This window comes from Prevotella multiformis (assembly GCF_018127985.1).
In the GTDB taxonomy this organism is placed as follows: Bacteria; Bacteroidota; Bacteroidia; order Bacteroidales; family Bacteroidaceae; genus Prevotella; species Prevotella multiformis.
The window spans coordinates 555,932-581,236 of the sequence record NZ_CP072358.1; the positions used below are offsets into that span (position 1 = coordinate 555,932).

Below are 25,305 nucleotides of genomic sequence, written 5' to 3' on the forward strand. Positions count from 1 at the left end.
GTTGAGGATGCTTCGGGTGGTGAAGCCTATTACTATGGTCGTCAGGGTGAGGTGACGAAGACCGTCCGTACAGTCATGGCGAGCGTGGCGGATATCAGGACTTATGTCTATGGTGCTACGTATGACAGCTGGAACCGTGTGCAGACGATGACTTATCCTGATGGTGAGGTGGTTACCTATCACTACAATGCTGCTGGACAGGTTGAGAGTCTTACGAGCAATAAACAGGGACGTCAGAGCGTTATTGTTGACAGGATAGGTTACGACAAGGAGGGTCATACGGTCTATACGAAGCTCGGTAATGGCACGGAGACTACCTATACATACGACAAGCAGCGTGAACGTCTGCAGGTGATGAACCTTACAGCGGACGGTCAGACTGTGATGGAGAACAGGTATCGTTATGATGCTGTGGATAATATCCTCGGTATTACGAATGCCGCCAACCCAACGTCGCTTACGAAACTCAACAAGGCGAAGCTGGGAGGAAGGAGTTCGCATACGTATGAGTATGACGAGCTGAACCGCCTTGTCCACGCAAGCGGCAGGGCGAAGCGTGCATCGTATGACATGGTGATGTCGTTCGGACGGATGAGTGAGCCGCTGACCAAGGTACAGAAGGTGGACTCAACAACAACTGCTAAGTCTTATGACTTTGCTTATAAGTATGAGGACAGCAACCACCCGACAGCTCCGACACAGATCGGCCACGACCATTACACATACGATGCAAACGGTAATCCAACGCTGGTAACGAACGATTCAACCAACACTACCCGCGAGATGTACTGGGATGAAGACAACCGTCTGATGGTACTCTCTGACAATGGCAAAACGAGTCGATATACTTACAATGCTGCTGGTGAACGCATCATGAAGAGTTACGGTACGATGGAAGGTGTGTATATCAATGGTGCACCGCAGGGTATTACATTCCATGAGACGGACAACTTCACGCTTTATCCTGCAAGTATCCTCTCTGTAAACAAGAATCGCTTTACGAAACATTACTTTATCGGTGATAAGCGCATAGCTTCAAGGATAGGAACGGGTCTGTTCAATAATGTCTATGGACGCAACGGTTCATACGTAACGGCTGGTCAGCAGGACTATGCAGAACGTATGAATCAGATTCAGACACAGAAAGAGGCGTATTATAAGAAGGTGGGTGTAGCCCCTGGTGTACCAACAGAGAAGGGTGCGTATGGTGATCCGGAGAACACGGGTGTAGGGTATAATGCCGTCCTCACTGAACTCGGCAACCATGATGTGCCACAGGGTTGGGTACAGACTCCGAAGCCGAACACCACACCAAATACCAACCCCGGTCCACCTGTAAGCTGGAACGACCCGAGCAACCCTGATGACCCGCAGGCTGGTTATGGTTACATTGCTAACGACACAACGAAAGAGGAGACCTTCTTCTATCATAGTGACCACCTCGGCTCAACGTCTTACATCACAGATGATAAAGCCAACATCACACAGTATGATGCCTACCTGCCGTACGGCGAACTGTTGGTTGATGAACATAGTAGCAGTGAAGACCTACCGTATAAGTTCAATGGCAAGGAATTGGATGAAGAAACTGGACTGTATTACTATGGTGCCAGATATATGGACCCAAAAATCTCATTATGGTATGGAAGTGATCCTCTAAGTGAAGAATATGAAAATGTATCTACTTTTGTATATTGTCATGGGAATCCAATATGTTTATTCGACCCGGATGGACAAGGTGATTATTACACAAATGGAGGTGTATGGTTAGGCTCTGATCAAAAGAAAGATAATTTTGTTTATACAGCCAGTGGCGTCCATCAGAGTAAGGACAAAAATGGAAGTATGGTAAATGTTTTCGAAAATCCCCAGAAATTATCAATATCTCATTCCAAATTTATAAGCCAATCTTCAACAGTATATGGCGAGAGTAGTGCTTATAGAGTCCGAGATAAAAAAAGTGAACCATCGGAAGATTTGAAAAAGGAGATGTATGCAATTGCAAGTGTTCATCAGCGGAATTCAAAGGCTTATGGAATAAGTTCTGAGCCTGCAAAAGATTTTAGAAGTAAAAGTGCTAAAGAAAGAAATGATTTACCTCTTATGCGGACAGCTATTGCTGCTGAAATTAATGCACTTAAAAATGGTATAGATTATAGTTATGGTGCAACAATGTGGGATGGGGCCGAGCAAGCCCAATTCTCAGAAAATGAACAGCGTAAAAGTAATGGTCATTTTGAAATACATATGAATACTATGGGTTGGAATATTTCTCCAAAACATTATGCTCAGTGGAAAAATAATATTGGTAAATCATTCAAAGCACCTATGATTCGTGCTGCACGGGATTCTTTTTATAACTCAGTAACAAAGAAGTCAAATCCTAACCCTAATGCGGGAAAAATGCGGTTACAATCCACTGCTGTATATGGTAGAACAATATTTTGGAAAACAAATTAATAAAAATCTGTCATTATACAAGATATTAATTATGAAAGTGTTTTTACTTCTTTTTTTATTATATTTTCCTCTTAACAGTAAAGTAGCGGAAGATCATCAGGTGGATGTTACCTTATCGTATGAATCTGGGTATATTTCCAAGAGTCTATATATAAATGGAAAGAAAGAAGCTGTCTATAAAAGCAAGAAAAAGAAACCTATAAGGCTCACAAAAGTCGAGAAAGATATGCAAAATATCTTTTTCGAACAATTAAAATACTTGGAATCGTGGGGGGTGAATATAAAATATCCGGAGGTTATTTTCGAAGACCTTTGTATTATCTCTGATATATTATCCAATTATGATAAGTCGGAAATTCAATCTTTTATTCAAACAAAAGGCGATTGTAAAACAATTAATATATTAAAAATCAACAAATATTACACATATATTAATGCAAGAGTCGATTATGTTTTAACGCTCACAATAGTTATAGAAAAAGGCTTACTTAAAGAGTTCCGATATGAATACAAGCCAGATTTTTCTGACGAGACCGTTATTTACAGATGTCAGTACAAATATGATAATTATGGTAGAATTATATATATAACAACTTTAGGGAAAGAAAAAAATGAGATTAGAATAACATATGCGAGTTTAAGATAATAAGAAAGACTGTCTCATGAGCAATAAATTCGGGTAAGAATGGACTATTATCGAGAAGTTAGGTTATGAACATACCGTTTCTACTAATTTCGGTAATGGGATGGAAAGCAATTACACTTACAACACGTAGCACGAATGTTTGCAAGAGGTGATGTTCATCTCGTCGGGTAATACCGTCATGCAGAACAAGTACAAGTACAACTTAAACTTGGTGGATAATATCCTCGGTATCACCAACAGTGCCAATTCGCAGAATATCACTGAGAAGAACAAGGCGAAGCTCGGCGTTGCATACAGCCACAGCTACACTTACGATGGCATCAACCGATTGGTCTCTGCAAACGGCAAGGCCAAGACGGCATCGTACTGGCTCGATATGACCTACGGCATCATGGGCGAGCCGCTCACCAAAAAGCAAAAGGTGGATTCGAGCAAGGTGGCACAGTCGTATGCGTTTGCTTATCTGTACGAGGCCGGCGACCACCCTACGGCGCCCTCGCAAATCGGGCATAACCATAACACTTACGATGCCAACGGGAATCCGCTCACGGTAACCAACGATGGCACGAGCGAGACACGCGAGATGTACTGGGACGAGGACAACTGGCTGATGGTGCTTTCGGACAACGGCAAGACGAGCCGCTATACCTACAATGCCAGTGGCGAATGGATTATCAAGAGCCATGGAACGATGGAGGGCGTATATATCAACGGTGCTCCGCAGGGGATTACGTTCCACGAGACCGACAACTTCACGCTCTATCCGGCCTCAATTCTGACGGTGAACAAGAACCGCTTCACGAAGCACTACTTCATCGGCAGCCAGCGTATAGCTTCAAGAATCGGCACGGGTCTGTTCAATAATGTCTATGGGCGTAACGGCTCATACGTAACGGCTGGTCAGCAGGACTATGCAGAACGTATGAATCAGATACAGAAGCAGAAAGAAACATACTATAAACAGCAGGGCATTGCCCCTGGTGTACCTACAGAGAAGGGTGCGTATGGTGATCCAGAGAACACTGGTGTAGGGTATAATGCCGTCCTCACCGAACTCGGCAACCATGATGTGCCACAGGGTTGGGTACAGACTCCACGCCCTAACACCACACCGAATACCAACCCCGGTCCACTTGTAAGCTGGAACGACCCAAGCAACCCTGACGACCCACAGGCTGGTTACGGTTTTATCCCTACTGACACTACAAAGGAAGAAACCTTCTTCTATCACAGTGACCATCTCGGCAGTACGTCTTACATCACAGACGATAAAGCCAACATCACTCAATATGATGCCTACTTGCCGTATGGAGAGTTATTAGTCGACGAGCATAGTAGCAGTGAAGACCTGCCGTATAAGTTCAACGGCAAACAGTTCGATGAAGAGACTGGTTTGTACTATTATGGTGCAAGGTACATGAATCCTATGACAAGTCTATGGTATGGAGTGGATCCTTTGGCAGAGAAGTTTACAGCAATGGGGGGATATGTGTATACATTATGTAATCCAGTCAAGTTTATAGACTTAAAGGGTAAGAAACCAACGACAAAAGAAGCAGCACTTATTTCAAAACATGTTTATGGGGGGAGTGATGCTGCGGATACTCAAAGAGATTTAAGAAAATCTGGATGGAAAGTGTCCCATATGTTTGATGATTTAGATTTATCTAGTGAGTCAGGCTTAAAATCTCAATTCTATGAGCGGACAAAAAATGGGAAAAAAGAATTCTGTTATGCGTTTGCTGGTACAGACTTTACATCCATTGGAGATGATGTAACGGACGTTCAGCAATTTTTTGGAGGAGTTCCCAGACAATATTCAGAAGCCGTTTCAAATGCAGAAGTTATATCAAATATATTAGAAGAGAAGTATGGTAAAAACGTTGATCTTACTTTTGTTGGACATTCTTTAGGAGGTGGGTTAGCCGCAGTAGCTAGTATGGCAACTGGATTTGAGGCAATGACTTTTAATCCAGCAGCTGTAGTAAGCCCTCTTTTGTTGGGTAATGCAAGCAGAATAACAAACTATATTTCAAAATCCAACCCTTTTTCAATTGGATTCACTGTTAAACAAGAAGCCTATGGGTATACATTAGATGGGATGTATGAATATTCGATAGGAGGCGATATCGTAACAATGGGACAATCTGTATTTGGAATAAAGGCTCCAGGCAAATCGGTAAATGTATATACGGGATGGTTTGCAGGTCATGGTATAGACAATTTTTATGATTATTATTATGGTGAAAAGAAATGAAGAAAATAGTATACTTAATAATTATCTTCTCGTTAGTTAGTTGTATAATACCTTATGTCCATAAAGTAAAGCTAACAGATGAAGATTTGTGTTGGATAACTCATTACAAGATAAATGATAGTATCTATTATGTTTCAAATACTAACGATACAGATACATTGATAGTAAAAGATATTCAAATATGGAATCCTAAAAATACGTTTCCATTTGATCCTGAGGGACATAATTGGATAGAGGTGGGGCATGAATATGATGGTATTGCAAGTGTTGATATGAGTTTGTTGCATTCTACCGACACATTCCTAATAAGTTTTGAGATAAAAAGAAATGAAGAAAATGGTCCTCTAACAACCAGTTGCAACTTTTGCGAATGGAGTTGGATAGCTATCCCTATGAATCCTAAAACTCTGGAAATAAGGAAGCGAAAATACAAGGATTGTATTTCTGTAGATATTAAGCAAATGGATAGAAATGAAGGAGATCAACCAGTTATAGGTCTTAAACAAGTAATATGGAGTAAAGACAAAGGACTCTTACAATATTCTTTGAAGAATGGAAATTCCTATACACTTAAAAAATAAATAGATAGATTGGAGCTATGAAGGTATATCTATTGACTATATATTAGTTTACAATCTCTAAAAGACTAAGTAGATGAGACTTTACATTATAATTATCATATTATGTGCTTTCTTAGTTTCTTGCGTGCAAGAAAAGGTGCTTAATTGGACTTCAAAAGGGCGTTAGCAACACTTCAAAAGGGCATCTTTTGCAAGTCAATTAGGCGTCTTTTAGAAGCCAAAAGAGCATGTATTGGTTTTGAGTTGAATGAAAATAGTTTACAAATATCAATTGGTAAGGGAATAAGTTGCTTGTAGAAGACAGAAAGGTTATGGTAGTAAGTAGATATATTATTTATTTGGTTTTTCTGCATTATATCTTGTAGTTTATCCCTCTTTGTTAGACCATCTAATTTGGAATAGTCATACCATGCAAGTGTAGAAGCCTTTATTCTATTTCCAATCTATGCATTTAACGGAAGAACCGTTTTTATGGTTTTCTCTTGATTACATTTATACGCACAACGCCCTTCTGCCTTCTCTGTTTTCCCATATTCTGAAGACCCATTTACAAAATAAAGTTGTATATTTGCAGTTGGTATGCCTATGACTTGCTTGGTCGCAAACTGATGGTGAACCATCCCGATGCAGGTGAGACGGACATGACTTATGATGCGGCGGGCAACCTCCTGACGAAGCTCACGGCAGAGCTTAAAAAGACGATTTCGGATAAGGCACCCGTCACTTACACCTACGACTTCGAGCGGCTGCATGAGGTGCTCTATCCGGAGAATCTCTTCAACCGTGTCACCTATACCTACGGCAAGGCCGGCGATAAGTATAACCGTGCCGGTCGTCTTGCCCTCGTTGAGGATGCGAGTGGCGGTGAAGCCTATTACTACGGTAGACAGGGGGAGGTGACGAAGATCGTCCGTACGGTCATGGCGAGCGTGGCGGATATCAGGACTTATGTCTATGGTGCTACGTATGACAGTTGGAACCGTGTGCAGACGATGACTTATCCTGATGGTGAAGTGGTGACTTATCACTACAATGCGGCTGGACAGGTAGAGAGCATGACGAGCAATAAACAGGGACGTCAGAGCGTTATTGTTGATAGGATAGGTTACGATAAGGAGGGTCATACGGTCTATACGAAACTCGGTAATGGCACGGAGACAACCTATACATATGACAAGCAGCGTGAACGTCTGCAGGTGATGCGCCTTGCAGCGGGCGGTCAGGCTGTGATGGAAAACAGGTACAGCTACGATGCCGTGGATAACATCCTCGGTATTACGAATGCCGCCGACCCGACGTCGCTGACGAAACTCAACAGGGCGAAGCTGGGAGGAAAGAGTATGCATACGTATGAGTATGACGAGCTGAACCGCCTTGTCCATGCAAGCGGCAAGGCGAAGCGTGCATCGTATGACATGGTGATGAGCTTCGGACGGATGAGCGAGCCGCTGACAAAGGTGCAGAAGGTGGACTCAACGACGACAGCCGGGTCTTATGACTTCGCTTATAAGTATGAGGACAGCAACCACCCGACGGCTCCGACGCAGATTGGCCATGACCATTATACCTATGATGCCAACGGTAACCCAACGCTGGTGACGAATGACAGCACCAACACCACGAGGGAGATGTATTGGGATGAGGACAACCGCCTGATGGTTTTAAGTGATAACGGTAAGACAAGCCGTTATACTTACAATGCTGCCGGTGAGCGTGTCATGAAGAGTTACGGCACGATGGAGGGTGTGTACATCAACGGTGCTCCGCAGGGAATCACCTTCCACGAGACGGATAACTTCACGCTTTATCCTGCTTCGATAATCAGCATCAACAAGAACCGCTTTACGAAGCATTACTTCATCGGGGACAAGCGCATAGCCAGCCGTATCGGTACAGGCCTGTTCAACAACGTTTACGGAAGAAACGGCTCATATGTAACTGCCGGTCAGCAGGACTATGCTGAACGTATGAATCAGATACAGAAGCAGAAAGAGGCATACTATAAGCAGCAGGGCATTGCCCCTGGTGTTCCTACAATGAAGGGTGCGTACGGTGACCCGGAGAACACGCACATCGGCTACAACTCCATCATCAGGGAGCTGGGCAACCATGATGTGCCACAGGGTTGGATTCAGACTCCACATCCTAACACGACACCAGGCACTAACCCCGGTCCACCTGTAAGCTGGAACGACCCGAGCAACCCTGATGCCCCGCAGGCTGGATATGGTTACATCCCTAATGATACGACAAAAGAAGAAACCTTCTTCTATCACAGTGACCATCTCGGCAGTACGTCTTACATCACAGACGATAAAGCCAACATCACGCAGTATGATGCTTACCTGCCGTACGGCGAACTGTTGGTTGATGAACATAGCAGCTCTGAAGACCTGCCGTACAAGTTCAATGGCAAGCAGTTTGATGATGAGACAGGCTTGTACTATTATGGTGCAAGGTACATGAATCCTGTGGCAAGTCTGTGGTATGGGGTGGATCCGTTAGCGGAGAAATTTGTTAATTGTAGTGGATATGAATATTGTATGGGGAATCCAATTAAATTGATAGATGAAAACGGACTCTATCCAACTTCCGTGCTAAAATTACATAAAACAGGTTGGTGGATCTTTTCTCGCAGTTATTACACTTTTACGCCTCCTGCAGCCCACCTGCTTTCTCTAGTTTCTGGTATTAATGAAAAGCATATTAAAGGAATGGGTATTTATGAAAGGAGTCTGTCACATCCTTGGCCGTATTACGACTTTCTTGATAAAACTGATTTTGGAGGTGTAACATTGCCACATGGCAACTCATTTGAGACTACTTATACTAGTAATCTGTTTGATGATGACAAATTTGGACAAAGTGTTATGGATTGGTTAGCCATAGCAAGCCATGAAGTTGGTCACATTAAACATATCATACAAAGTAATAAGTTGGCAGATCAAATCTATTTAACTTTATTGAAAGCAAGAGAAAATTCAAATGGGAGGGCTATCGTTCCGAGTAAAGATGAATATCGCCTCCAGTATTATATAGGAATGTTTGCAGATTCATATATTAAGGCCGGTTCTCATGATGGCTCTACTTTAGAACATGAAGCGGAAAGAGGACGTGCTATCTTTTATGACTTCAGTAAATTCTTAAGTAAAAATAAAAAGTATGGATCTGGTTTTTTAAGAAATCTTTTCCATTCAAAAAGATCAGACTCATATAAAATAGGAATAATTGATAAAATATGGAAAGAATATGTTGAGTATCTTAAAGCAAATGATAAGAAATAACACATCGTTTTATATATTCCTAATAGGCGCTTTATTGATGCTAAGCTGTACTCATTCTAATAGATTTAGGTATGACTTTATTTCCCAAAAATTAATACCTGAAGGTACCTTCAAGCGCATTAGGATAATAAGTATAGACGGAAAAGACGACATTATAAAGAATAAATGCTATGATTCTTTGTATATCTATGTAAGGGGGTTAAGGCCTAATATGGTATATATTATTTCGAATAATGGAGGAGACAGGAAAGGTTACACATCATGTTTTGAGACTAATTCAGAAGGGAAAATATATAAGGAATTGGATGTAAGCATTATTCCCGATTCCTTAAAGGAATGGGCAATATACTAATAAAGTTACAGAGTATGCACGACTTTTACAAAAAACGGTCATTGCTTATTATGAATTAAAAAAATATTCGTGTGGTTTCTGGAATGCAAGATTACATTCAAGGAGGATTTGCTTCTGACGGCGTCAGCTATACCGAGGCCGCGATGAGGGACATCGACGGTGACGGACATCCAGATATTATTGTCGCTGACGGAGGAAAGCAGCTTGTTGTCTACCGTAACCTTACGGGAAGAACGAACCTGCTGCGCTCTGTGACGCTTCCTTTCGGCGGACATATTCATATCGGGTATGAGCAGACGGCTCCGAGTTACGACCTGCCGGGGCGCCGCTGGGTGATGTCATCCGTCGAGACGACAGGCGGATACAAAGAGAACGGAGCGGTACGGAGCAGGAACACCTTGAATACAGCGGAGGCTACCGTGACCGCCGTGAGCGTGACTTCTACGGCTTCAGGCAGGTGCGTACCAATCAGATGGACACTGAGAACGGTGACAGGCTCTACCGTTACTCCGTACAGACCTACGGCAGGAACAGGGATTACCATGCCCACGGGCTGGTCACGAGCGAGTATCTCTATACGGCTGACGGAAAGAAACTGCAGGGATCTGTCTATGACTACGACCTGAAGACGCTTGCCGCAGGCAGCAACACGGCAGACGCTGTTGTCTTCCCTGCCCTGAAGACGCTCGTCCAGAGTAACTTTGATGTAGATAGTGGGGACAGTCTGGCGGTTGCTGTCAGCAATACTTACGACGACTATGGTAACCTGCAGGGATATAAGGAGACGGCAGCGGGTTATAGCTTAGAGGCAGACATCAGCTATCATAAGATAGCGGATAAGTATATCGTCGGTGTCCCGAGCCATATCACTGTCAGCAGCGGCGGCAGGACTTACCGTGAACGCTCAACGAAAGTGGACGGAAACGGTGAGATAACGGAGATCATGCTCCATAACGGTGACAGGCCGTCTATCTATAACATGACATACGACGGCTATGGTAACATCACACGCATGACGAAGCCGGAGAACTACAGTCATCAGCGTATGTTCTATGCTTATACGTATGACGACCGCTATCATAGTCTTTTGACAAGTGTCAAGGATGCGTACGGCTACAGCTCCAGCACGGCTTATGACGGTCTTTGGAATGCGCCTTCTGTAACCACCGATCTCAACGGGCAGAAGGTGGAATACACCTATGACGCACTGGGCAGACAGCAGACGATCCGTGCTCCGTATGAGATAGAAAGCGGTCAGCCGTTTACTATCCGTTTTGAATACTTCCCTGCAGAGCGTAAGGCGCATACCGTCCATTATTCCAAGGAGGGGAACATTGACACTTATACCTTCGCCGACTCGCTGATGCGTGCTGTCCAGACAAAGCAGACGGGTGTGGTGTGGTCTGGTGGCAGCAATCAGAAAGTCTCTATCGTCAGTGGAAGGGCTGTCATCGATGCCTTCGGACGTAACATTACAGCTTATTACCCAATGACGGAGAGCTATGGTAACATCGGCACTTACAACCATGCTACGGGTGATCTGCAGGCAAAGACGGAGTATGATGCACACGACCGTACCACGAGTGTTACGCTTGCTGACGGCAGTGTGACACGTACGGCTTATGCTGTCGGCAGCCATGAGGGTGAACCGATGCTCCGGACAACGGTCACGGATGCGCTGGGACGACATGCGGAGAGCTATACCGATGCCAGGGGGCGCAACCGGGAGACGGTACAGCATGCAGGAGGCGAAGACATCAGGGTGAAGTACGGCTATGACCCTGTCGGTCAGGTGATGACGGTGCAGCATCCCAACGGCAGGGAGACGAAGTATGCCTATGACCTGTTAGGGAGAAAGCTCATGGTGAATCATCCTGATGCGGGTGAGACGGACATGACCTACGATGCGGCGGGCAACCTCCTGACGAAGCTCACGGCAGAGCTTAGGAAGTCGATATCCGACAAGGGCTGCATCTCTTACACCTACGACTTCGAACGGCTGCACGAGGTGCTCTATCCTGAAAACCTGTTTAACCGTGTCACTTATACCTACGGCAAGGCCGGCGACAAGTACAACCGTGCCGGTCGTCTTGCCCTCGTTGAGGATGCGAGTGGCGGTGAAGCCTATTACTATGGTAGACAGGGTGAGGTGACGAAGACTGTCCGTACAGTCATGGCGAGCGTGGCGGATATCAGGACTTATGTCTATGGTGCTACGTATGACAGCTGGAACCGTGTGCAGACGATGACTTATCCTGACGGTGAGGTGGTAACCTATCACTACAATGCTGCTGGACAGGTAGAGAGCCTGACGAGTAATAAACAGGGACGTGAGAGCGTTATTGTTGACAGGATAGGTTACGACAAGGAGGGTCATACGGTCTATACGAAGCTCGGTAATGGCACGGAGACAACCTATACATACGACAAGCAGCGTGAACGTCTGCAGGTGATGAACCTTACAGCGGACGGTCAGACTGTGATGGAGAACAGGTACCAGTATGATGCTGTGGATAATATCCTCGGTATTACAAATGCTGCCAACCCAACGTCGCTGACGAAACTCAACAAGGCGAAGTTAGGAGGAAGGAGTATGCATGTGTATGAGTATGACGAGCTGAACCGCCTTGTCCATGCAAGTGGCAGAGCGAAGCGTGCATCGTATGATATGGTGATGTCGTTCGGACGGATGAGCGAGCCGCTGACGAAGGTACAGAAGGTGGACTCAACGACGACAGCCGGGTCTTATGACTTTGCTTATAGGTATGAGGACAGTAACCATCCGACGGCTCCAACACAGATAGGTCACGACCATTACACCTACGATGCAAATGGTAATCCAACATTAGTAACGAACGACTCTACGAATACTACTCGTGAGATGTATTGGGATGAAGACAACCGACTCATGGTCTTAAGCGATAACGGTAAGACGAGTCGTTACACTTACAACGCTGCCGGTGAACGTATCATGAAGAGCTACGGTACGATGGAGGGTGTGTACATCAACGGTGCGCCACAGGGTATTACCTTCCACGAGACGGATAACTTCACGCTCTATCCTGCTTCGATAATCAGCATCAACAAGAATCGCTTCACGAAGCATTACTTCATTGGTGACAAACGAGTTGCTTCAAGGATAGGAACGGGTCTGTTTAACAACGTTTACGGACGCAACGGCTCATACATCACCGCTGGTCAGCAGGACTATGCTGAACGCATGAATCAGATTCAGAAGCAGAAGGAAGCATACTATAAGCAGCAGGGCATCGCCCCCGGCGTTCCGACGATGAAGGGTGCGTACGGTGACCCGGAGAACACGCACATCGGCTACAACTCCATCATCAGGGAGCTGGGCAACCATGACGTGCCGCAGGGATGGGTACAGACACCACGCCCTAACACGACCACAGGCACCAACCCCGGTCCTCCTGTCTCCTGGAATGACCCGAGCAACCCTGATGACCCTCAGGCTGGTTACGGCTACATCCCTAATGACACTACGAAAGAAGAAACCTTCTTCTATCACGGTGACCACCTCGGCAGCACGTCCTACATCACAGACGATAAAGCCAATATCACTCAATATGATGCTTACCTGCCATACGGTGAACTGTTGATTGATGAGCATTCTTCATCCGAAGACCTGCCCTATAAGTTCAACGGCAAACAGTTCGATGAAGAGACAGGTCTGTACTATTATGGTGCAAGGTACATGAACCCTATGGCAAGTATTTGGTATGGTGTGGACCCATTGACGGAGAATTATGTTGAGAGTGGAGGAACTGTTTTTTGTGCAAATAACCCGATTAAGCTAATTGACTCAGATGGTAATAAATGGGATATTCATACTTCAAAGAATAAAGATGGTAAAACAAATGTATCTATTAATGTCACAGGAGTAGTTTATAATAACTCCAGTGATAGGAAGCTAAATATTAATAAGGTAAGAGACCTGATAAAAGGACAAATTGAATCAAGATATACTTTCTCTTCAAAAAAATATAATGTTAAAACTAATGTGAATCTACGGGTCGTTAATTCTGTTGATGCTATCCATAAAGATGACCATGTTTTTGAACTAGTAGATCAGAACCGATTTGAGTCAAATTCCATATTGGCGACTTCTGATGTAGAAGGATTACATATAAGGATAGGGCCGAGAGCTGTGAAGGGATTGCTAAATGGGTCAAATACTAGAACAATTCCTCACGAATTGGGACATTCTGGAGGCTTGCTTGATGCAAATATAAACAATGTTGGGAATGTTAATCTGTTAAGCAATCTTATGACACAGACAGGCTATCTACGACGAAATCACGTACATGATTATTCTAATATTGGTAAAATTGAAGAGACTCAAATACAAAAGATAGTTCATAACTATAATATTGGTAAACTAAATCGTTATTCTCCAATTAGTAATCATGTTGGAATTAAGATAGGAACAATGACATGGACAAGTTCTAATAGAAAGTTTATACATATAAAAAATTAAGCAGATGAGATTTTACGTTATAATAAGTGTATTATGTGTTTTTGTTGTTTCTTGCAAAAGCAGGAAGTACGATTACATTGACAAGGGGAAATGGGTATCTTTAGAAAAAGGAATGTCAATAGATGGTTATACAAGAGTGGGTGACAGCATCTATGGAGGTTATGGTGATTCGGTATATTTGCACACATCTGTGCGAGCATTAAAAGACGTTGATATTAATAGCTTTAAGGTGTGTAAGAATACTGGCTATGCAAAGGATGCGAACCATGTATATTATCCTCTAAGGATTATTTGTGAAGATGCTTTGGAGTTTGGCGGATGTTATTTTAAGGATTATATTATGGAAAATGTCTCTCCTGAAGAGTTTAAGTATATAGGGAAAGGATATGCTACAGATGGGTATAACTTATTTAAAGATGGTAAGGAGATAAATTTAAGGTTCATCCGACATTTGGAGTGATAAGGGGCGTAAAAAAGCCCCGGGGGAATGGTGTATCATGTCTTTTTCTCACAGGAAACAGGAGGAACATGGAAGGGCATGCGCATGCGGATTGAACCGGCAGACGAGGCGGCAAAGGCAAACAGACGAAAGGCTCTGTCATGCAACATGCACGGATTGTAAAGAAAAATACAATACCAGGAAACCTTCCGGTGCTTACATGCACTTGAATCAAGGCTTGATTGGCTTTCAAAAGGTGCTTAGTTGAAGTCCAAGTAGTGGTTGATAGAAGTCTTCTTAAGCACCCTTTGCAAAGCGGCCGTCTATCCTATTGATTACAAGGAGGTTGCAAACGTGCGCTGCGCAGCCTTCCTGAACGGCGGAACAGCTTTCAGAATCTGTCTTGGTGTAATAAAAATTCCTTATCTTTACGGGTCGCTCCGAATTCCGTCAGCACCATAAAATATTGCAGTCTGCTGAACGTTCTTGAGTATCATTCATAAATCATCACTCCAAATGTCGGATGAACCAAAAGATTTTATTTGTAAATGGTTATTGGAATGGTATCATAGGTGGAATTATAGGTAGTAGTTCTGCTGGAGAAAAATATTGGGGAAGTGGATTTGCAGATGCAGCTAGATCTTTCTTTAAAGATTATTCGCAGATTAACTCTTCTAATTATATAGATGGTTCTTCATTGTGGGGCGGAGATATGAGTGGAGGGGATCGGTATGCTGCAGGGTATAAGTTTGCAAAAGACAATATTCAAAAGCTTACTTCTGGGATGAGAAAAGGTGAAAGTTTTAATATGGTAACTCATTCAGAAGGTTCTGCATATGGGGCTGGTGTTGCTCAATATTTACTAGATGCAGGTTATGAAGTTAATACACTTTTACATTTATCATCGGATGAAGGCGATGAGTTCTCTACACCTAAGGCTCCTTACACTCTTCAATTATCCTATGAAGGCGATTGGGTAACTGGGAATAAAACCATAAAGAACGTAGATAAAGTAGGTGAAATAAAAAAAGGAAATCTATCTTGGGACACAGTGCATGGAACGACAAAGGATAAAGGCATATTTAGTGCTGCTGAAGATTTAAAAAATGTTACGATTCAAACAAATATAGGAATGGTGGGGAGAAAATTTAAGTCCTGGTCTGTTCAAAAAAACACAAAGAGGACAAATTTCCACAGTGTCAATGGAATCATATTAAGTAATCAGAATGGAACGAAAAAGGAATAAATGGATTAATGTCATAGTACTTGCAGTTGAGTTACCACTTGCATTTTTTCTATCACTGTTTACTTTGGATGGTTATTCAAGTTTTCTCTCATATAAAGAGCATCCTTGGAAAACCTTTTTGGAAAGGTATTTGTTTACTTTACTTCCCACATTAATTACAGCTTTTCTTCTATTGCTTGTGATAAATGTCATTTTTATGATTTTTCGTAAAGACAAAAACAGCAAAAAGGGATTCAGCCTTCAGTTCCTTATAAGGCATCTGTTATGTGTCATGGTGATGCTTTTAATTTTGCTTTTATTGAAATTGGCAGTACTTGGTTATTGCTAGATAAATTAGTATATGGGATGTTGCCTATCACTACAATGCGGCAGGACAAATAGATGGTCTTTCAAGCAATAAGGGAGGACGTGAGAGCGTTATAGTAGACAGGATTGGTTACGACAAGGAGGGTCATACGGTCTATACGAAGCTCGGCAACGGTACGGAGACGACCTATGCCTACGACAAGCAGCGTGAACGTCTGCAGGCGATGCGCCTTACGGCGGACGGTCAGGCTGTGATGGAGAACAGGTACCGTTATGATGCTGTGGACAATATCCTCGGCATCACGAACGCAGCCGACCCGACGTCGCTGACGAAGCTCAACAGGGCGAAGCTGGGAGGAAGGAGTATGCATACGTATGAGTATGAAGAGTTGAACCGCCTTGTCCACGCAAGCGGCAGGGCTAAGCGTGCATCGTATGATATGGTGATGTCGTTCGGACGGATGAGTGAACCGCTGACCAAGGTTCAGAAGGTGGACTCAACGACAACTGCCAAGTCTTATGACTTTGCTTATAAGTATGAGGACAGCAGTCATCCGACAGCTCCGACGCAGATTGGGCATGACCATTACACATACGATGCAAACGGCAATCCTGTGCTGGTAACAAATGACAGCACCAACACCACGAGGGAGATGTACTGGGACGAGGACAATCGCCTGATGGTACTCTCTGATAATGGCAAAACCTCACGCTATACGTATAACGCTGCCGGCGAACGCATCATGAAAAGCTACGGTACGATGGAGGGTGTGTACATCAACGGTGCGCCACAGGGTATTACCTTCCACGAGACGGATAACTTCACGCTCTATCCTGCTTCGATAATCAGCATCAACAAGAACCGCTTTACGAAGCATTACTTTATCGGGGACAAACGAATCGCCAGCCGTATCGGTACAGGTCTGTTCAACAACGTTTACGGAAGAAACGGTTCATACGTAACAGCCGGTCAGCAGGACTATGCTGAACGTATGAATCAGATCCAGAAGCAGAAAGAGGCATACTATAAGCAGCAGGGCATCGCCCCCGGCGTGCCCACGATGAAGGGTGCGTACGGTGACCCGGAGAATACAAAACGAGGATATAACTCTATCATTGACACACTCGGCAACCACGATGTTCCACAGGGCTGGATTCAGACTCCACATCCTAACACGACACCAGGTACCAACCCTGGTCCACCTGTAAGCTGGAATGACCCGAGCAACCCTGATGACCCTCAGGCTGGTTATGGTTATATTCCAAATGACACTACAAAGGAAGAAACCTTCTTCTATCATAGTGACCACTTGGGTTCAACATCTTACATAACAGATGACCACGCCAACATCACCCAGTATGATGCTTGCCTGCCGTACGGAGAGTTATTAGTCGACGAGCATAGCAGCAGTGAAGACCTGCCATATAAGTTCAACGGCAAGCAGTTCGATGACGAGACAGGCTTGTACTATTATGGTGCAAGGTACTTGAATCCTGTTACAAGTCTGTGGATGAGTGTGGATCCAGCAGCAGATAGATATCCCAATATTTCACCGTACACTTATTGTGCAAATAATCCGATGATTTATATTGACCCAACCGGGATGTATATCGAGAAAGGAAGTCAAAAAGAATGGAAAAGACGAAAAAGCGATGTCACAAGTCAAAGAGACTATTTGCAAAAACAAGTTGATAAGTTAACCGCAAAAGCAGAAGCCAAAGGTTGGAGTGCTGAAAAATTAGCAAATAAAATTGGTGATAAAACGGAAAGAATAGCAAGTTTAAATACCAGCCTAGGCACTATGGGTACTTTAGAAAGTAGTAGTCAAGGTTATGGCTTATCCCATACTGCAGAAGGTGAGAATGGAGGTGTCACATTAAATACAAAAACGAATATTATAGATATTAAATTCGGAAGTGGAAATACAGCTAATTTTGTTCATGAAATGACTCATGCGGGACAATTTGAGGCAGGGGATATGGCTTTTGATTCAAAAACAGGAATGACTTTAGCGCAAGATGTATATGACGAAGTAGCTGCGTATAAATCACAATATGCTTACGCCCCTTCATCTATATCGGGTCTTCCATCGACATCTGTTGTAAATTCTTTTAGTTCTATTACTCCAACATGGGTACAGGGTTTAGCAGGAGGAACTCTGTATGCTCCTGGAGGTACAGCAAATACAGGTACCGTCCCTTTAAATATAAATTCTACAAGAGCAGATTTTATAAATGCCTATCCTAACAATCCGGCTATGAAAGCATTGCCTGCTAACTTTGTGTTGAAAACTTCATATCCTAATATTTATCATAAGAAATGATGAAAGCAATAATTTACATGAGTGTTATGTTGATGTCGCTTTTGTCATGTAGAGCACAAAAGTTAGAACATGAAGCAATTTGCGGTACTTTCTATAAGCTAAATAAAGATAAATACTTTAGTACATCATATACATTGAAGCTGAACCCTGACAATACTTTTACTTTTGTTATAAAAATTCAAGATGCTCAACCGCAATGTAAGGGAATTTGGGAAATGGTAGATAATGAATTTATTTTACTTAAATGTTGCGAAGCTGCTAATCCTTATGAAATGCTTTCAAGTGGTTATATGAGTGAGAAGGAACACAAATTGCAGATAATCAATAAGAATAAAATAAAATATAAAGACGTTGTTTTAAAACGGAAGAAATAACAGACTAACTAGAGATCATAACTTTCGTGTCTGCCTTTGAAAGAGCCGTTCAGGTGAAGAAGACGTTGTAGAAACGAAAGCAGCCAAGGGCAGTGCTCCCAAAGACGAGACCGTGATAATAGTCAGCGGACGCAGCATCGCAGCTTATTACCCGGTGACGGAGAGCCATGGCAGCATCGGCACTTACAACCACGCTACAGGTGATCTGCAGGCGAAGACGGAGTATGATGCGCACGACCGTACCACGAGTGTTACGCTTGCCGACGGTAGTGTGACACGCACGGCCTACAGTATCGGCAGCCATGACGGTGAACCAATGCTTCAGACAACGGTCACGGATGCACTGGGACGGCATGCAGAGAGCTATACGGATGCCAAGGGACGCAACCGGGAAACGGTGCAGCATGCCCGTGGTGAGGATATCACGGTGAAGTACAGCTATGACCCTGTCGGTCAGGTGATGACGGTTCAGCATCCCAACGGCAGGGAGACTGCTTATCAATACGACCTGCTCGGTCGCAAGCTCATGATAAAGCATCCTGATGCAGGTGAGACGGATATGACTTATGATGCGGCGGGTAACCTCCTGACGAAGCTCACGGCAGAGCTTAGGAAGTCGATATCTGACAAGGGTTACATCTCTTATACCTACGACTTCGAGCGACTCCATGAGGTACTTTATCCTGAAAACCTCTTCAATCGTGTTACCTACACCTATGGTAAGGCCGGCGATAAGTATAACCGTGCCGGTCGTCTTGCCCTCGTAGAGGATGCGAGTGGCGGTGAAGCGTATTACTACGGCAGACAGGGTGAGGTGACAAAGACTGTCCGTACGGTGATGGCAAGTGTAGCGGATATCAGGACTTATGTCTATGGTGCTACCTATGACAGCTGGAACCGCGTGCGGACGATGACTTATCCCGACGGCGAGGTGGTGACCTATCACTACAATGCGGCCGGACAGGTGGAGAGTCTGACGAGCAATAAACAGGGACGTCAGAGCGTTATTGTCGATAGGATAGGTTACGATAAGGAAGGTCATACGGTCTATACGAAGCTCGGCAATGGCACGGAGACTACCTATACATATGATAAGCAGCGTGAACGTCTGCAGGTGATGAACCTTACAGCGGACGGTCAGACTGTGATGGAGAACAGGTATCGTTACGATGCTGTGGATAATATCCTCGGTATCACGAATGCTGCCGACCCGACGTCGCTGACGAAACTCAACAGGGCGAAGCTGGGAGGAAGGAGTTCGCATACGTATGAGTATGACGAGCTGAACCGCCTTGTCCATGCAAATGGTAAGGCGAAGCGTGCATCGTATGATATGGTGATGTCGTTCGGAAGGATGAGTGAACCGCTGACCAAGGTGCAGAAGGTGGACTCAACGACGACTGCCGGGTCTTATGACTTTGCTTATAAGTATGAGGACATTAACCACCCGACGGCTCCAACACAGATAGGCCATGACCATTACACATACGATGCAAACGGCAATCCTGTGCTGGTGACAAATGACAGCACCAACACCACGAGGGAGATGTACTGGGACGAGGACAACCGTCTCATGGTCTTAAGCGATAATGGCAAAACCTCACGCTATACATATAACGCTGCCGGTGAGCGCATCATGAAGAGCTACGGCACGATGGAGGGTGTGTACATCAACGGTGCTCCGCAGGGCATCACCTTCCACGAGATGGACAACTTCACGCTTTATCCTGCTTCGATAATCAGCATCAACAAGAACCGCTTTACGAAGCATTACTTCATCGGGGACAAGCGTATCGCTTCGAGAATAGGAACGGGTCTGTTCAACAACGTTTACGGGTGCAACGGCTCATACATCACCGCTGGTCAGCAGGACTATGCAGAGCGTATGAATCAGATACAGAAGCAGAAGGAAGCGTACTATAAGAAGGTGGGTGTAGCTCCTGGTGTGCCAACAGAAAAAGGTGCGTATGGTGATCCGGAGAACACGCACATCGGCTACAACTCCATCATCAGGGAGCTGGGCAACCACGATGTACCGCAGGGATGGGTACAGACTCCGAAGCCCAACACCACACCGAATACTAACCCCGGTCCACCTGTAAGCTGGAATGACCCGAGCAACCCCGATGACCCGCAGGCTGGTTACGGCTATATAGCCAACGACACTACCAAGGAAGAAACTTTCTTCTATCACAGTGACCACCTCGGCAGTACGTCCTATATTACAGATGATAAAGCTAACATCACGCAGTATGACGCTTACCTGCCGTACGGCGAACTGTTGGTTGATGAACATAGCAGCAGTGAAGACCTGCCGTATAAGTTCAACGGCAAACAATTCGATGAGGAAACTGGCCTATACTATTACGGTGCAAGGTACTTGAATCCTATGGCAAGTATTTGGTATGGAGTGGATCCGTTGGCAAATGGAAAGCCTAGAGTAAGCGGATATGTTATGTGTTTAAATAATCCATTAAAATATATAGACCCTAATGGATTATGGGAATGGAATGCAAAAGGTAATTTAGTTGCACAAAAAGGTGATGATGCACATACTCTTGCAAAATTCTTTAGTACTAGTGACAAAAATGCGATGGAGATCCTTAGGAGATGTGGTATAAAACCAAATAAGGATGGTGTGTTAGATTTAAAAATAGGACAAATCCTAGATAAAAAGAATTTATGGGTAGGTACAAAATCTGCATCGGGACCAGTTGTTCATAATACTAAAGAGGCGATATATCACTATTATAATGGTAAAGGTCAAGCTGCTGATGTCGGAGATGAATCAACGAGAGAGCTATTGTCTTCTGCTAAATTCCAAAAGAAACATAATAAGATTACGACAGAAGATGTTCTAAAACAAGGAAGATTCTCTGTGGATTTAACGGCAGAGACTTTCCATATAGGGCGTACAAATGTAAATTATGTTGTACGCTCAAATGGGAATGCTAGTTCTGTAACATATACTCTTTTCTCTAATGATGGTTTTTGGGACCCAGACTTTCTCATGGAAAATGGAAAGCTTACAGGTATTCACGGACAAGGTAATATGGGAAAAGAATTACTCATACCAGATGGTGTAGGGCCTAATCTAGAATTTGGAGGGACTCCTTACTATTATAAGACAAGAACAAGAACTTATTTCTTTAAACCAATAAAATGATGAAGATGAGAAATATATCTTTTATTATTATAGGTGTTTTAATTATATTGGTTAGTATTGTTTACAATATGAAGGAGATAATTCCTTTGTACTCAAAGAATCTCCCATTCGGTATAGTTGCTAATTATACAAATGAATATCCAATACATTTTGAGATAGACGATGCAGAGGGAGACCCAATAATAGAGCAAGGATTTATTTTTTCCCGTAGTTCAGGATTTGAAGTAAATGAGATTATAAAGTATGGTTATAACCATAATAGTATTATGGTGATATGTACCGACAAGTACAACAGAAAACATTATTTAGTCTCATTTAAAACAGGTCATAAAACTAAATCCGGCTATTCTGAGGTAAGTTTCAAAGAAATTAATGAAAGAAACTACATTTCTGAGAAAAAGAATTATAAATGGATTTTTGTTCGTAATTTAAGGAGTCATTAATTTTTAGTTCATACGGAGACTACCTATACATATGACAAGCAGCGTGAACGTCTGCAGGTGATGAACCTTGCAGCGGACGGTCAGACTGTGATGGAGAACAGGTATCGTTACGATGCCGTGGATAATATCCTCGGTATTACGAATGCCGCCGACCCGGTCTCGCTGACGAAACTCAACAGGGCGAAGCTGGGAGGAAGGAGTACGCATGTGTATGAGTATGACGAGCTGAACCGCCTTGTCCATGCAAACGGCAAGGCGAAGCGTGCATCGTATGACATGGTGATGAGCTTCGGACGTATGAGCGAGCCGCTGACTAAGGTGCAGAAGGTGGACTCAACGACGACAGCCGGGTCTTATGCCTTCACTTACAGGTATGAGGACAGCAACCACCCGACGGCTCCGACACAGATAGGCCACGACCATTACACGTATGATGCCAACGGCAATCCTGTACTTGTAACGAACGACAGTACGAACGCCACAAGGGAAATGTACTGGGACGAGGACAACCGCCTCATGGTCTTAAGCGATAACGGCAAGACCTCACGCTATACGTATAATGCAGCCGGTGAACGCATCATGAAGAGTTACGGCACGATGGAGGGTGTGTACATCAACGGTGCGCCGCAGGGCATCACGTTCCACGAGACGGACAACTTCACGCTCTACCCTGCTTCGATAATCAGCATCAACAAGAATCGCTTTACGAAGCATTACTTTATCGGTGATAAGCGCATAGCATCAAGGATAGGAACGGGTCTGTTCAATAACGTCTATGGGCGCAACGGCTCATACGTAACTGCCGGTCAGCAGGACTATGCGGAGCGTATGAATCAGATACAGAAGCAGAAGGAGGCATACTATAAGCAGCAGGGCATCGCCCCCGGCGTGCCGACGATGAAGGGTGCGTACGGTGATCCGGAGAACACGCACATCGGCTACAACTCCATCATCAGGGAGCTGGGTAACCATGACGTGCCGCAGGGCTGGATTCAGACACCACATCCTAACACGACACCAGGCACTAACCCCGGCCCTCCTGTCTCCTGGAATGACCCGAGCAACCCTGATGCCCCTCAGGCTGGTTATGGTTATATTCCAAATGACACTACAAAGGAGGAAACCTTCTTCTATCACAGTGACCACCTCGGCAGCACGTCTTACATCACAGACGATAAAGCCAACATCACGCAGTATGACGCTTACCTGCCGTACGGTGAACTCCTTGTAGACGAGCACTCATCGAATGAAGACTTACCTTATAAGTTCAACGGCAAGCAATTCGATGACGAGACCGGCTTGTACTATTACGGTGCAAGGTACATGAACCCTGTGGCAAGTATTTGGTATGGGGTGGATCCGTTAGCGGAGAATTTACCATTAGCAAGTGCATATTCTTATTGCATAGCTAATCCCATAAAACTAGTTGAAAATGATGGTAGATTTCCGCATAAATGGCAAGCTCAGGTTTCTAGATGGTTCTATAATATCTTTCACAAGACGAAGGCGAGCCAGATATACGAAAATAAAGAAGTAAAGAATCCCAAATTCCGTTATACTTATAACACGTTTAGCTCACCAAATGATAAAGAATTTGTAATTACAAGTAATTATAAATTTGGTACTAATTGGACACAAGATATGCAAGATGTTGGAGATATTATAGCATTAACGGGATATGCGACTACTTTAAGTGTCGTAGGTGCAGAAGTTGGTGTTCCAATGTCAGTAGCTGGAAATGCTGTATCTTCTTTTGGAAGTGGAATGGAAATGGTATTAGATTTTGCGAATGGAGACTATGGAGATGGACTGAAGAGCATTGCTTTTAAACTTTTAGAAAAGGGGACAGAGAAGGTTCTAAATAAGTTTTTACCAGGATTCGGTAAGAAGATTGGTGAAGAAGGCTTTAATCTTGGTACAGAAATTCTTGATCAAGGGCGTAAACTAAAACAAACTGGGGTTGAAAGACTCACAGATAAGATAATCGAAAGAAAGCAAGAAGAAAATAATGAAGTAAAGAGCATTGAAAAATGATACATTTAGTATGGGGATTTTCACTACTTTTTAGTAGTATCTTTGTTTTTCTTTTATTTCAAAAAAAAGATAATAGAATAACCGTTAAATATTTGTGCTTATTCGGAGCTTTAATAGGTGCAATATTAGGTATACTTAATATTTTTGTGCAAAAATACGATAGCTATTGTTCTATTTGTATTGGAGTATTATGTATATTCTTTACCTATTATGATAATAAAAAACATCCAGTTTCGAAGATAACAAATGCTTATATATCATCTCTTCAAGGGTATGTAGCTGGTATTGGATTGCTTTTGTATGGTATTTTTCATTTATAGATAAAACACTGCTGTAATTTGTTACAAATGTATATAATTTAGTACAACGTGTGACTGCTGGAACCGCATGCGGACAATGACCTATCCTGACGGTGAAGTGGTTACTTATCACTACAATGCTGCAGGACAGGTTGAGAGTCTTACGAGCAATAAACAGGGACGTCAGAGCGTTATTGTTGACAGGATAGGTTATGACAAGGAGGGTCATACGGTCTACACGAAACTCGGTAATGGCACGGAGACAACCTATACCTACGACAAGCAGCGTGAACGTCTGCAGGTGATGAACCTTACAACGGATGGTCAGACAGTGATGGGGAACAGGTACCAGTATGATGCTGTGGATAATATTCTCGGTATCACGAATGCTGCCAACCCAACGTCGCTTACAAAACTCAATAGAGCGAAGCTGGGAGGAAAGAGTATGCATACGTATGAGTATGATGAGCTGAACCGCCTTATTCATGCAAGTGGTAAGGCTAAGCGTGCATCGTATGATATGGTGATGTCGCTCGGAAGGATGAGCGAGCCGCTCACTAAGGTACAGAAGGTGGATTCAACGACAACTGCCAAGT

General features: G+C 43.8%; 16 protein-coding genes and 1 pseudogene. 16 read left to right on the forward strand and 1 reads right to left on the reverse strand.

The window, feature by feature from the left end:
• Positions 1–75 precede the first annotated feature (75 nt).
• From J4864_RS08570 to J4864_RS08610, 10 genes are all read left to right on the forward strand, one after another.
• Complete coding sequence (locus J4864_RS08570) at positions 76–2,460, forward strand: RHS repeat-associated core domain-containing protein (protein WP_449579664.1); 2,385 nt, start codon at positions 76–78, stop codon at positions 2,458–2,460.
• Positions 2,429–3,106, forward strand: a complete 678-nt coding sequence (locus tag J4864_RS08575) for a hypothetical protein (RefSeq protein WP_021671509.1) — start codon at positions 2,429–2,431, stop codon at positions 3,104–3,106. The genes J4864_RS08570 and J4864_RS08575 overlap by 32 nt, the downstream gene beginning before the upstream one ends.
• Before the next feature lie 391 nt (positions 3,107–3,497).
• Complete coding sequence (locus J4864_RS11985) at positions 3,498–5,363, forward strand: Tle-like phospholipase domain-containing protein (RefSeq protein WP_394371027.1); 1,866 nt, start codon at positions 3,498–3,500, stop codon at positions 5,361–5,363.
• Positions 5,360–5,944 carry a hypothetical protein gene (locus J4864_RS08585; protein WP_246479515.1) on the forward strand — a complete coding sequence of 195 codons (585 nt, stop codon included), beginning with the start codon at positions 5,360–5,362 and terminating at the stop codon, positions 5,942–5,944. Before J4864_RS11985 ends, J4864_RS08585 begins: the two co-directional genes overlap by 4 nt.
• Before the next feature lie 920 nt (positions 5,945–6,864).
• Positions 6,865–9,228: an RHS repeat-associated core domain-containing protein gene (locus J4864_RS08590; RefSeq protein ID WP_211815398.1), complete on the forward strand. Its 2,364-nt coding sequence runs from the start codon at positions 6,865–6,867 to the stop codon at positions 9,226–9,228.
• Entirely contained in the window at positions 9,215–9,580 is a 366-nt protein-coding gene (locus J4864_RS08595) for a hypothetical protein (RefSeq protein WP_007367268.1), read from the forward strand. The genes J4864_RS08590 and J4864_RS08595 overlap by 14 nt, the downstream gene beginning before the upstream one ends.
• Positions 9,581–9,663: 83 nt before the next feature.
• Positions 9,664–10,206: an FG-GAP repeat domain-containing protein gene (locus tag J4864_RS11815; protein ID WP_246479516.1), complete on the forward strand. Its 543-nt coding sequence runs from the start codon at positions 9,664–9,666 to the stop codon at positions 10,204–10,206.
• A 353-nt stretch (positions 10,207–10,559) separates the two neighbouring features.
• Positions 10,560–14,078, forward strand: coding sequence for an RHS repeat-associated core domain-containing protein (locus tag J4864_RS08600; protein ID WP_246479532.1), 3,519 nt, complete (start codon positions 10,560–10,562; stop codon positions 14,076–14,078).
• A 4-nt stretch (positions 14,079–14,082) separates the two neighbouring features.
• The gene (locus J4864_RS08605; protein WP_211815315.1) at positions 14,083–14,538 is read left to right on the forward strand and encodes a DKNYY domain-containing protein; all 456 of its coding nucleotides are present in this window, start codon (positions 14,083–14,085) and stop codon (positions 14,536–14,538) included.
• A gap of 502 nt (positions 14,539–15,040) precedes the next feature.
• A complete protein-coding gene (locus J4864_RS08610; protein ID WP_211815316.1) occupies positions 15,041–15,763 on the forward strand; it encodes a hypothetical protein in 723 nt (240 codons plus the stop codon).
• A 389-nt stretch (positions 15,764–16,152) separates the two neighbouring features.
• On the opposite strand, the gene J4864_RS11820 is transcribed toward J4864_RS08610, so the two are convergent.
• Entirely contained in the window at positions 16,153–16,440 is a 288-nt protein-coding gene (locus tag J4864_RS11820) for a hypothetical protein (RefSeq protein ID WP_246479517.1), read from the reverse strand.
• On the opposite strand from J4864_RS11820, the gene J4864_RS11825 reads away from it, so the two are divergent.
• The 6 genes and pseudogenes from J4864_RS11825 to J4864_RS08640 all read left to right on the forward strand — a co-directional run bounded on the left by J4864_RS11825 (position 16,435) and on the right by J4864_RS08640 (position 24,730).
• Positions 16,435–18,393 (forward strand): RHS repeat-associated core domain-containing protein, encoded by a 1,959-nt coding sequence (locus tag J4864_RS11825; RefSeq protein WP_246479518.1) that lies wholly within the window; start codon positions 16,435–16,437, stop codon positions 18,391–18,393. The genes J4864_RS11820 and J4864_RS11825 overlap by 6 nt on opposite strands.
• Complete coding sequence (locus J4864_RS08620) at positions 18,390–18,767, forward strand: hypothetical protein (protein ID WP_036876651.1); 378 nt, start codon at positions 18,390–18,392, stop codon at positions 18,765–18,767. The genes J4864_RS11825 and J4864_RS08620 overlap by 4 nt, the downstream gene beginning before the upstream one ends.
• A 38-nt stretch (positions 18,768–18,805) precedes the next feature.
• Positions 18,806–21,274: pseudogene (locus J4864_RS08625) on the forward strand (RHS repeat-associated core domain-containing protein); the annotation flags it as partial.
• Between the two features lie 655 nt (positions 21,275–21,929).
• The gene (locus tag J4864_RS08630) at positions 21,930–22,376 is read left to right on the forward strand and encodes a hypothetical protein (protein WP_211815317.1); all 447 of its coding nucleotides are present in this window, start codon (positions 21,930–21,932) and stop codon (positions 22,374–22,376) included.
• Between the two features lie 57 nt (positions 22,377–22,433).
• Positions 22,434–24,410 carry an RHS repeat domain-containing protein gene (locus J4864_RS08635; RefSeq protein ID WP_246479519.1) on the forward strand — a complete coding sequence of 659 codons (1,977 nt, stop codon included), beginning with the start codon at positions 22,434–22,436 and terminating at the stop codon, positions 24,408–24,410.
• Entirely contained in the window at positions 24,407–24,730 is a 324-nt protein-coding gene (locus J4864_RS08640; RefSeq protein ID WP_211815318.1) for a hypothetical protein, read from the forward strand. Before J4864_RS08635 ends, J4864_RS08640 begins: the two co-directional genes overlap by 4 nt.
• The last annotated feature ends 575 nt before the right edge of the window (positions 24,731–25,305 follow it).